Origin of the sequence: Enterobacter sp. ZOR0014 (genome assembly GCF_000798855.1) — a bacterium.
Lineage (GTDB): Bacteria > Pseudomonadota > Gammaproteobacteria > Enterobacterales > Enterobacteriaceae > Enterobacter > Enterobacter kobei.
This window is the reverse complement of the sequence record NZ_JTLF01000135.1, coordinates 17,170-27,902: the sequence shown is the minus strand read 5'-3', so window position 1 is coordinate 27,902 and position 10,733 is coordinate 17,170. Positions and strand designations below refer to the sequence as shown.

The window sequence follows — 10,733 nt, the reverse complement described above, 5'->3', positions numbered from 1 at the left end:
AAGATTCGATACTAGAATACTCACCATATAGCGTTTTTCTTATCGCAAACCCCCTATATGTAGTATTTATCCACAGAGTTAGTCACAAGATAGTTCTGTGGATAAGCGGGGGATATTTTTTATTTCACGGACAGGTAAAACCCACATGAATCAGAGTCTGCTGGTGACAAAGCGCGACGGGACGACCGAGCGTATCAATCTGGACAAAATCCATCGAGTTCTCGACTGGGCAGCAGAAGGACTGAACAACGTATCTATCTCCCAGGTTGAACTGCGTTCCCACATTCAGTTCTACGACGGCATCAAAACGTCTGATATCCACGAAACAATTATCAAAGCAGCGGCAGATCTGATCTCCCGCGACGCACCGGATTATCAGTACCTTGCTGCACGTCTGGCGATTTTCCACCTGCGTAAAAAAGCCTACGGCCAGTTTGAGCCGCCTGCGCTTTACGATCACGTAGTGAAAATGGTTGAGCTGGGCAAATACGACACGCATCTGCTGGAAGACTATACGGAAGAAGAGTTCGAGCAGATGAACGGGTTTATCGATCACTGGCGCGATATGAATTTCTCCTATGCGGCGGTGAAGCAGCTCGAAGGCAAATACCTGGTTCAGAACCGCGTTACCGGTGAGATCTACGAAAGCGCCCAGTTCCTCTATATTCTGGTGGCAGCCTGCCTGTTCTCAAACTACCCGCGTGACACCCGTCTGGATTACGTGAAGCGTTTCTACGATGCGGTATCGACGTTCAAGATTTCTCTGCCAACGCCAATCATGTCTGGCGTGCGTACCCCTACCCGTCAGTTCAGCTCCTGCGTACTGATCGAGTGTGGCGACAGCCTGGATTCCATCAATGCGACCTCCAGCGCCATTGTGAAATACGTCTCCCAGCGCGCCGGTATCGGCATCAACGCCGGTCGCATCCGTGCACTGGGCAGCCCGATTCGCGGCGGTGAAGCGTTCCACACCGGCTGTATCCCGTTCTACAAACACTTCCAGACGGCAGTGAAATCCTGCTCTCAGGGCGGCGTGCGCGGCGGTGCTGCGACCCTGTTCTACCCAATGTGGCACCTGGAAGTGGAAAGCCTGCTGGTGCTGAAAAACAACCGTGGCGTGGAAGGCAACCGCGTGCGTCACATGGACTACGGCGTACAGATCAACAAACTGATGTACACCCGTCTGCTGAAAGGGGAAGACATTACCCTGTTCAGCCCGTCCGACGTCCCGGGCCTGTACGACGCGTTCTTCGCCGATCAGGACGAGTTCGAGCGTCTGTACACCAAATATGAAAAAGACGACAGCATCCGCAAGCAGCGCGTGAAGGCGGTCGATCTGTTCTCCCTGATGATGCAGGAGCGTGCCTCTACCGGCCGTATCTACATCCAGAACGTTGACCACTGCAACACCCATAGCCCGTTTGATCCGGTGGTTGCGCCAGTACGCCAGTCTAACCTGTGCCTTGAGATCGCCCTGCCGACCAAGCCGCTGGAAGACGTGAACGACGAAAATGGCGAAATTGCGCTGTGTACGCTGTCTGCGTTCAACCTGGGTGCAATTAAAAGCCTGGACGAGCTGGAAGAGCTGGCCGTGCTGGCGGTTCGCGCGCTCGACGCCCTGCTGGACTACCAGGATTACCCAATTCCGGCCGCTAAACGTGGCGCGATGGGTCGTCGTACCCTGGGTATCGGCGTGATTAACTTCGCCTACTGGCTGGCGAAAAACGGTAAGCGTTACTCCGACGGCAGCGCCAATAACCTGACGCACCAGACGTTCGAAGCCATTCAGTATTACCTGATGAAAGCGTCTAACGAGCTGGCGAAAGAGCAAGGCGCATGCCCGTGGTTCAACGAAACCACCTATGCAAAAGGCATTCTGCCGATCGACACCTACAAGAAAGACCTGGATGCGATCGTCAGCGAGCCGCTGCACCTTGACTGGGAAGGCCTGCGCGAGTCCATCAAGACTCACGGTCTGCGCAACTCCACGCTCTCTGCCCTGATGCCGTCTGAGACCTCTTCGCAGATCTCCAACGCCACTAACGGTATTGAGCCGCCGCGCGGCCACGTCAGCATCAAAGCGTCGAAAGACGGCGTGCTGCGTCAGGTGGTACCGGACTACGAAACACTCGGGAACAACTACGAGCTGCTGTGGGAAATGCCAAACAACGACGGCTACCTGCAGCTGGTGGGTATCATGCAGAAGTTTATCGACCAGTCGATCTCTGCCAATACCAACTATGACCCGACGCGTTTCCCGTCTGGCAAGGTACCGATGCAGCAGCTGTTGAAAGACCTGCTGACCGCCTACAAATTTGGCGTGAAAACGCTGTACTATCACAACACCCGTGACGGTGCAGAAGACGCGCAGGACGACATGGTACCGTCAATTCAGGACGATGGCTGCGAAAGCGGCGCATGTAAGATCTAAGCACTTCGCCGGGTGGCGCTACGCTTACCCGGCCTACGGTTTTGTAGGCCCGGCAAACGCAGTGTTGCCGGGCAATAAAATCTCAACAGGACTCACCGCAATGGCATACACCACATTTTCACAGACGAAAAACGACCAGCTCAAAGAGCCGATGTTCTTTGGCCAGCCGGTCAACGTGGCACGCTACGATCAGCAAAAATATGACATCTTCGAAAAGCTGATTGAAAAGCAACTCTCCTTCTTCTGGCGTCCGGAAGAAGTAGACGTCTCCCGCGATCGCATTGATTACCAGTCGCTGCCGGATCACGAAAAGCATATCTTCATCAGCAACCTGAAGTACCAGACGCTGCTGGATTCCATTCAGGGCCGTAGCCCGAACGTAGCGCTGCTGCCGCTGATTTCCATTCCCGAGCTGGAAACCTGGGTGGAAACCTGGGCGTTCTCCGAGACGATCCACTCCCGCTCTTATACACACATCATCCGCAACATCGTGAACGATCCGGCGGTGGTGTTTGACGATATCGTCACCAACGAGCAGATCCAGAAGCGTGCGGAAGGCATTGCGCACTATTACGACGAACTGATCGAGATGACCAGCTACTGGCACCTGCTGGGCGAGGGTACGCATAACGTGAACGGTAAAACCGTTACCGTGAACCTGCGCGCGCTGAAAAAACAGCTGTACCTGTGCCTGATGAGCGTCAACGCGCTGGAAGCGATCCGCTTCTACGTGAGCTTCGCCTGCTCCTTCGCCTTTGCCGAGCGCAAGCTGATGGAAGGCAACGCCAAAATCATCCGTCTGATCGCCCGTGACGAAGCCCTGCACCTGACCGGCACCCAGCACATGCTGAACCTGCTGCGCAGCGGTACGGATGACCCTGAAATGGCGGAAATCGCCGAAGAGTGCAAGCAGGAGTGCTATGACCTGTTCGTGCTGGCGGCTCAGCAGGAGAAAGAGTGGGCAGATTACCTGTTCCGCGACGGTTCCATGATTGGCCTGAACAAAGACATTCTCTGCCAGTACGTTGAGTACATCACCAACATCCGTATGCAGGCTGTCGGTCTCGACCTGCCGTTCCAGACGCGTTCTAACCCAATCCCGTGGATCAACACCTGGCTGGTGTCCGATAACGTGCAGGTTGCGCCTCAGGAAGTGGAGGTGAGTTCTTACCTGGTCGGTCAGATTGATTCTGAAGTCAACACTGACGACCTGAGCGACTTCCAGCTCTGATGTCACGCGTCACGTTAAGTCTTTCCGGCACTGAGGTGCTGTGTCGGGAGGAGCACCCTTCTCTGCTGGTGGCGCTTGAAGCGCATGAGGTAGAAGTAGAGTACCAGTGTCGTTCCGGCTATTGCGGCTCCTGCCGCTGCCGTCTGGTCGCCGGCCAGGTGGACTGGCTGACCGAACCGCTGGCCTTTATCAACGAAGGGGAAATTTTACCCTGCTGCTGCCGTGCAAAAGGCGATATTGAGATCGAGATGTGATTGCCCTGGTTCCCTCTCCCTGTGGGAGAGGGTTAGGGTGAGGGCATCAGGCCGCAAAGCCTGAATGTCGGGTGGCGGCTTCGCCTTACCCGACCTACCAAACCTACTTCCGGTGAATGAATTCGACCGCTTTATCCGGGAAATCCGTAAACAACCCGTCCACGCCCGCCTGGTTATACAACACCTCATAAAGCTGATTCACGTCCGTGGCATACGGCGGCAGCTGGTCTGCGCGCACGGTATACGGATGAACCTGCATCTTGCTGACATGCGCCTCTTTCACCATCGCCGTCAGCTTCACGTGACCCGGCGTGGAGCCTTCTGCCACCAGCATGTGGTAATCCGGTCCGATGCCGTCAGCGTACTGCGCAATTTGCTTCATCGCGCCCGGCTTAAACATCCAGTCGTAGTTGTAGTTCACCCACTTCCCGTCTGGCTGTTTCTCCTGGGTTTCATTCCAGTCGGTGTAGGCAATCAACTGCACCAGATTGAGATCCATCCCCATCTTCGGCTCCAGCTCGGTTTTAATGCGCTTCAGCTCGGCGGCGTCAAAACACTGCAGGTAAACTTTGTCCTTCTTGCTGGTGTAGCCGTACTGCTTCAGGACCTCCAGGGTTTTCGCGGCAATATCCTTCCCTTCCTGATGATGGAACCACGGCGCTTTGATTTCCGGGTAGATACCGATATTTTTACCGGTCGAGTGGTTCAGCCCCTGAACAAACTCTATCTCCTCCTGGAAGGTGTGAATACGGAAGTCAGATTTGCCCATCGGGAAACGTCCCGGATAGACCTGTAACTTCTTGCCGTTTTCAATCTCGAACCCTTCGGTAAACTTCAGGGAGCGGATCTCCGCCAGGGTGAAATCAATGGCGTAGAAACGGCCATCTTTACGCGCGCGGTCCGGGAAACGCTCCGCCACGTCCGTTACGCGGTCAAGATAGTGATCATGCAGGACGACCAGCTGGTCGTCCTTCGTCATCACCAGATCCTGCTCCAGATAATCCGCGCCCTGCGCATAGGCCATTGCTTTCGCCGGCAACGTATGCTCCGGCAGATAGCCGCTCGCGCCACGGTGGGCAATCACGATTTTATCCGCCGCCAGCGCGGAGCCTGTCATCAGGCCCGCCAGCAGCAGACCGGTGGTTAAATGAGATAATTTCATGGTCATGTTCCTTATTGACGACGCGCCAGCACTTCCGCGTGGTGACGTTTCTCACCGATCATCACGACAATCAACAGCAGTACCGCCAGCACGCTACCGCCAATCATCACCATAAAGCCGCCGTCCCAACCGAAGAAGTCCACGGTGTAGCCCACGATGGCGCTCGCCGCGACTGAACCGCCCAGGTAGCCGAACAGACCGGTAAAGCCTGCCGCCGTGCCCGCCGCTTTTTTCGGTGCCAGTTCCAGGGCATGCAGGCCAATCAGCATGACCGGGCCATAAATCAGGAAGCCGATGACGATCATACAGGCCATGTCTACGCCCGGGTTGCCCGGCGGGTTGAGCCAGTACACCACGGTGGCGATGGTCACCAGGGTCATGAAGAACACGCCTGTTGCACCACGGTTACCTTTAAACACTTTGTCCGACATCCAGCCGCAGATCAGCGTGCCCGGGATCCCCGCGTATTCATACAGGAAGTAGGCCCAGGAGGATTTATCCAGCGCGAAGTGCTTCACCTCTTTCAGGTAGGTCGGTGACCAGTCCAGAATGCCGTAACGCAGCAGATAAACGAACACGTTGGCCACCGCGATGTACCACAGCAGTTTGTTAGGCAGCACGTACTTCATGAAGATCTGCTTCGCGGTCAGCTCTTCTTCGTGCTTCTCGCTGTAATCATCCGGGTAGTCGTCTTTATACTCTTCAATCGGCGGCAGGCCGCAGGATTGCGGCGTATCGCGCATCAGCGCGAAGGCAATAATCGCCACCAGAATGGCACCAAACGCAGGCATGTAGAGCGCAGCGTGCCAGTCGTTGAACCAGGCCATCCCCAGCAGGAACAGCAGCGGCGGAATACCGCCACCCACGTTATGCGCGCAGTTCCACACCGACACAATGCCGCCGCGCTCTTTCTGCGACCACCAGTGCACCATGGTACGTCCGCATGGCGGCCATCCCATCCCCTGGAACCAGCCACAGAGGAACAGCAGCACGAACATAACGGCAATGCTGGAGGTTGCCCACGGCACAAAACCCATGAACAACATCACCGCAGCCGCCAGAATCAGACCGGCGGGCAGAAACACGCGCGGATTCGAGCGATCCGACACGGACCCCATAATGAACTTGGAAAAACCATACGCGATAGAGATCCCCGACAGCGCGAACCCCAGATCGCCGCGTGAAAAGCCCTGCTCCACCAGATACGGCATGGCGAGCGCAAAGTTTTTACGCACCAGATAGTACGCCGCGTACCCGAAGAAGATCCCCAGGAAAATTTGCCAACGCAGACGACGGTATAGCGGATCAATCTCTGCCTCTGGCAGACGCGCCCGATGCGGCGCGGGTTTGAAAATACTGAGCATGACAGCCTCCGTGGCCTTGAATTGAATGAGCAGGTGGCTCGCACCTGAATTCCAGAGCCGGGGATGTTAAGAAATCATGGTGATTGTTACTGTGAATCAACGCACAGATTGTTACAGAAATATGACAGAATGCGCAAAAAAGCGCATTAAATCACGTTTCACTTTCGAATTTCGCGCGTTTATGTTCGAAATCAAACAAACCACAGTTTTCATGTGGCTAAATGATAAAAAAACGAACATTAAGGGAAGACAATGACAATTCACGATCCTCGCTACAGCGATGTGATTATCATTGGCGGTGGTGCCACCGGCGCCGGTATCGCTCGCGATTGCGCCCTTCGCGGATTAAGCGTCACGCTTCTGGAACGCCACGATATTGCCACGGGCGCGACCGGGCGTAACCACGGTCTGCTCCACAGCGGCGCACGATACGCCGTCACTGACGGCGAGTCGGCACGGGAATGTATTGCGGAAAACCAGATCCTCAAGCGTATCGCCCGCCACTGCATTGAACCGACCGATGGCCTCTTTATCACCCTTCCCGAAGATGACCTCGCCTTTCAGGAAACCTTTATCACCGCCTGTAACGCAGCAGGTATTCAGGCGGAGGCCATGGATCCGGCGCGGGCACGGCAGCTGGAACCGTCGGTCAACCCGGCGCTTATTGGCGCAGTGAAAGTCCCGGATGGCACCGTCGATCCGTTCCGCCTGACCGCCGCCAATATGCTGGATGCCCGGGAACATGGGGCGCGCATTCTGACCGGACATGAAGTGACCGGACTTATCCGCGAAGGCCATCGTGTCTGCGGCGTGCGGGTGTTTGATACGCAATACCACGAACACAGCGAGCTGTTTGCCTCCGTCGTCATTAATGCCGCGGGGATCTGGGGGCAGCGCATTGCAGAATACGCTGACCTGTCGGTGCGCATGTTCCCGGCGAAAGGCTCGCTGCTGATCCTCGACCATCGCATCAATAACCATGTGATCAACCGCTGCCGCAAACCGTCTGATGCCGATATCCTCGTGCCGGGCGATACCATTTCGCTGATTGGTACGACCTCAACCCACGTCGACTACAGCGACATTGACTACAACCGCGTGACCGCCGAAGAGGTGGATATCCTGCTGCGTGAAGGCGAGAAACTGGCCCCGGTGATGGCCCAGACGCGTATTCTGCGTGCCTACGCGGGCGTGCGTCCTCTTGTCGCCAGCGATAACGATCCGAGCGGACGTAACGTTAGCCGGGGCATCGTGCTGCTCGACCACGCCGAACGCGACGGCATGGACGGATTTATCACCATTACAGGCGGCAAACTAATGACCTACCGCCTGATGGCCGAATGGGCCACCGATGCAGTCTGCCGCAAGCTGGGGAATACCGAGCCGTGCGTGACGGCAGAACAACCGCTGCCGGGATCGCGTCAGTCCACCGAAAAAACGTTGCAAAAAATCATCTCCCTGCCCGCCCCGCTGCGCGGTTCCGCAATTTACCGCCACGGGGACAGAACGCCGGTCTGGCTCGGCGAAGGTCGGCTGAGCCGCAGCCTGGTGTGCGAGTGCGAAGCCGTCACCGCGGGCGAGGTGCAATACGCGGTGGAGAACCTGACGGTCAAGAGCCTGCTCGATCTCCGCCGTCGCACCCGCGTCGGCATGGGAACCTGCCAGGGTGAACTGTGCGCCTGCCGTGCGGCGGGTCTGCTGCAGCGTTTTCATACCACGACTGCCACCCAGTCGCTCGATCAGCTCAGCGCCTTTTTAAACGAGCGCTGGAAAGGCATTCAGCCTGTCGCCTGGGGCGATGCCCTGCGTGAGAGCGAGTTTACCCGCTGGGTCTACCAGGGGCTTTGCGGTCTTGAGAAGGAGCAACACGATGAAATTTGATACCGTGATTGTCGGCGGCGGGCTGGCGGGCTTGCTCTGTGGCATCAAGCTCACGAAGCAGGGGCTGCGCTGCGCCATTATCACCCGGGGCCAGAGTGCCCTGCACTTCTCGTCGGGATCGCTGGATCTGGTGGACGACACGTACCGCGACAAACTGCCGCCGGAGCACCCGTATCATCGAGTTGGCGCGCAGCATATTGACCGCTTTGCGCTGGAAACCGAAGCGCTGCTGGCTGACTGCGGTGCGCGTCTGAAGGGGAGCGCCAGGCAAAATCATCAACGCATCACGCCGCTTGGCACCCTGCGTTCCGCATGGCTCAGCCCGGAGGAGGTCCCCGTTGCCCCTGTGAGCACAGGACGGGTACGGGTCGTGGGTATTAGCGGCTTTCTGGATTTTCAGCCCCATCTTGCGGCGGCGTCACTGTGTCGCCAGGGCGTGAACGCCGAGACGGCAGAGATAGAACTGCCTGAACTGGATGTCCTGCGCGAAAACCCGAGCGAGTTTCGCGCGGTGAATATCGCCCGCTTTCTGGATAACGAAGACAGATGGCCGCTGCTGTATGAGGCGCTCAGACCGCTCGGTGAAACCTGCGATACGCTGTTGATGCCTGCCTGCTTTGGACTCAGCGATAACCGCCTGTGGCGCTGGCTGTCGGACCGTCTGCCCTGCTCGCTCGGCCTGCTGCCAACGCTTCCCCCTTCCGTGCCCGGCATTCGCCTGCATACCCAGCTCCAGCGCCAGTTTGTGGCGCAGGGCGGCGTGTGGATGGCGGGTGACGAGGTGAAAAAAATCACCCTGACGGACGGCGCGGTGAGTGAAATCTGGACCCGCAACCACGGTGATATTCCGCTTCGCGCCCGCTATACGGTGCTGGCAAGCGGCAGTTTCTTCAGCAACGGGCTGCTGAGCAGCCGGGAGGGCATCCGGGAAGCCATTATGGGGCTTGATGTCCGGCAAGGCGCGTCCCGCGCGGACTGGTATCAGAGTGATTTCTTCTCGCCGCAGCCCTGGCAACAGTTCGGCGTGATGGTTGATAACCAACTGCACCCGCAACTGTCCGGTAAGCCCGTCAGGAATCTCTTTGCCATTGGCTCGCTGTTGGGCGGGTACGATCCCATAACTCAGGGGTGCGGTGGCGGAGTCTGCGCCGTCACGGCGCTGTATGTGGCAGAGCAGATTAGCCAGCGCGCGGAGGCGGAACAATGAACGATACCCGTTTTGAAAGCTGCATTAAATGCACGGTCTGCACAACCGTCTGCCCGGTCAGCGGCGTGAACCCGCGCTATCCCGGACCGAAACAGGCCGGGCCTGACGGCGAGCGTCTGCGCCTGAAGGACGGTAAGCTGTACGACGAGGCGCTGAAATACTGTATCAACTGCAAACGCTGCGAAGTTGCCTGCCCGTCGGATGTGAAAATCGGCGATATCATCCAGCGCGCCAGGGCGCGCTACAGCACGCAAAAGCCGTCCCTGCGCGATGCCATCCTCAGCCATACCGACCTGATGGGCAGCGTCTCAACGCCGTTTGCCCCGCTGGTCAATGCCGCGACCGCCCTCAAACCGTTGCGCCAGCTGCTGGATGCCACGCTGAAGATAGACCATCACCGCAGCCTGCCGAAATATTCTCACGGCACCTTCCGCCGCTGGTACAAATCCGTCGCGGCGGAGCAGGCGCAGTACGCCGACCAGGTGGCCTTTTTCCACGGCTGCTATGTGAATTACAACCACCCGCAGCTGGGCAAAGATCTGCTGAAGGTGCTAAACGCCATGGGAACGGGCGTTCAGCTACTGAACAAAGAGAAGTGCTGCGGCGTACCGCTGATCGCCAACGGGTTTACCGATAAAGCGCGCAGGCAGGCTCAGAGCAATGTCACGTCACTGCGCGAAGCGATTGTCGATAAAGGTATTCCGGTGCTGGCGACCTCGTCCACCTGTACCTTCACCCTGCGCGATGAGTACCCGCATCTGCTGGACGTGGATAATACCGGCCTGCGCGAGCACATCGAGCTGGCGACACGCTTCCTGTGGCGCAAGCTCGATAGCGGGCAGACGTTGCCGCTGGGGAAATTGCCCCTGAAAGTGGTGTATCACACCCCGTGTCATATGGAGAAAATGGGCTGGTCGCTCTATACGCTTGAGCTGCTGCGGTTAATTCCCGGACTTGAGCTGACGGTGCTGGATTCGCGCTGCTGCGGGATTGCGGGAACCTACGGCTTTAAGCGCGAAAACTACGCAACCTCCCAGGCGATTGGCGCCCCGCTGTTCCGACAGATCGAAGAGAGCGGCGCGGATATCGTGGTGACCGACTGCGAAACCTGTAAATGGCAGATCGAGATGTCCACCAGCAAGCGCTGTGAGCATCCGATTACCCTGTTGGCGAACGCGCTGGGCTGAACATGGCCGGGGCGAA

Annotated in this window: 8 protein-coding genes; 6 read left to right on the top strand and 2 right to left on the bottom strand. The window is 57.5% G+C overall.

The window, feature by feature from the left end; translation table 11 throughout:
- Positions 1 to 145 precede the first annotated feature (145 nt).
- The 3 genes from nrdA to yfaE all read left to right on the top strand — a co-directional run bounded on the left by nrdA (position 146) and on the right by yfaE (position 3,916).
- Positions 146 to 2,431 carry a class 1a ribonucleoside-diphosphate reductase subunit alpha gene (gene nrdA / locus L977_RS07125; protein WP_014884610.1) on the top strand — a complete coding sequence of 762 codons (2,286 nt, stop codon included), beginning with the start codon at positions 146 to 148 and terminating at the stop codon, positions 2,429 to 2,431.
- Between the two features lie 100 nt (positions 2,432 to 2,531).
- Positions 2,532 to 3,662: a class Ia ribonucleoside-diphosphate reductase subunit beta gene (gene nrdB, locus L977_RS07120; protein WP_014884611.1), complete on the top strand. Its 1,131-nt coding sequence runs from the start codon at positions 2,532 to 2,534 to the stop codon at positions 3,660 to 3,662.
- Positions 3,662 to 3,916 (top strand): class I ribonucleotide reductase maintenance protein YfaE, encoded by a 255-nt coding sequence (gene yfaE, locus L977_RS07115; protein ID WP_023338559.1) that lies wholly within the window; start codon positions 3,662 to 3,664, stop codon positions 3,914 to 3,916. Before nrdB ends, yfaE begins: the two co-directional genes overlap by 1 nt.
- Before the next feature lie 103 nt (positions 3,917 to 4,019).
- Here the strand turns inward: yfaE and glpQ are convergent, their stop codons facing one another.
- Together glpQ and glpT are read right to left on the bottom strand one after the other, a co-directional pair.
- Positions 4,020 to 5,078 (bottom strand): glycerophosphodiester phosphodiesterase, encoded by a 1,059-nt coding sequence (gene glpQ, locus L977_RS07110; protein WP_047625466.1) that lies wholly within the window; start codon positions 5,076 to 5,078, stop codon positions 4,020 to 4,022.
- Between the two features lie 11 nt (positions 5,079 to 5,089).
- Positions 5,090 to 6,442, bottom strand: a complete 1,353-nt coding sequence (glpT, locus tag L977_RS07105; protein ID WP_014884613.1) for a glycerol-3-phosphate transporter — start codon at positions 6,440 to 6,442, stop codon at positions 5,090 to 5,092.
- 252 nt (positions 6,443 to 6,694) lie between these two features.
- Between glpT and glpA the strand changes: the two genes are divergently transcribed.
- Genes glpA through glpC form a run of 3 tightly spaced genes read left to right on the top strand, consistent with a single transcriptional unit; the run spans position 6,695 to position 10,717 of the window.
- Positions 6,695 to 8,323 (top strand): anaerobic glycerol-3-phosphate dehydrogenase subunit A, encoded by a 1,629-nt coding sequence (gene glpA, locus L977_RS07095; RefSeq protein WP_047026911.1) that lies wholly within the window; start codon positions 6,695 to 6,697, stop codon positions 8,321 to 8,323.
- Entirely contained in the window at positions 8,313 to 9,530 is a 1,218-nt protein-coding gene (glpB, locus tag L977_RS07090; RefSeq protein ID WP_047344829.1) for a glycerol-3-phosphate dehydrogenase subunit GlpB, read from the top strand. The genes glpA and glpB overlap by 11 nt, the downstream gene beginning before the upstream one ends.
- A complete protein-coding gene (gene glpC / locus L977_RS07085; protein ID WP_047625464.1) occupies positions 9,527 to 10,717 on the top strand; it encodes an anaerobic glycerol-3-phosphate dehydrogenase subunit GlpC in 1,191 nt (396 codons plus the stop codon). Before glpB ends, glpC begins: the two co-directional genes overlap by 4 nt.
- Positions 10,718 to 10,733 lie beyond the last annotated feature (16 nt).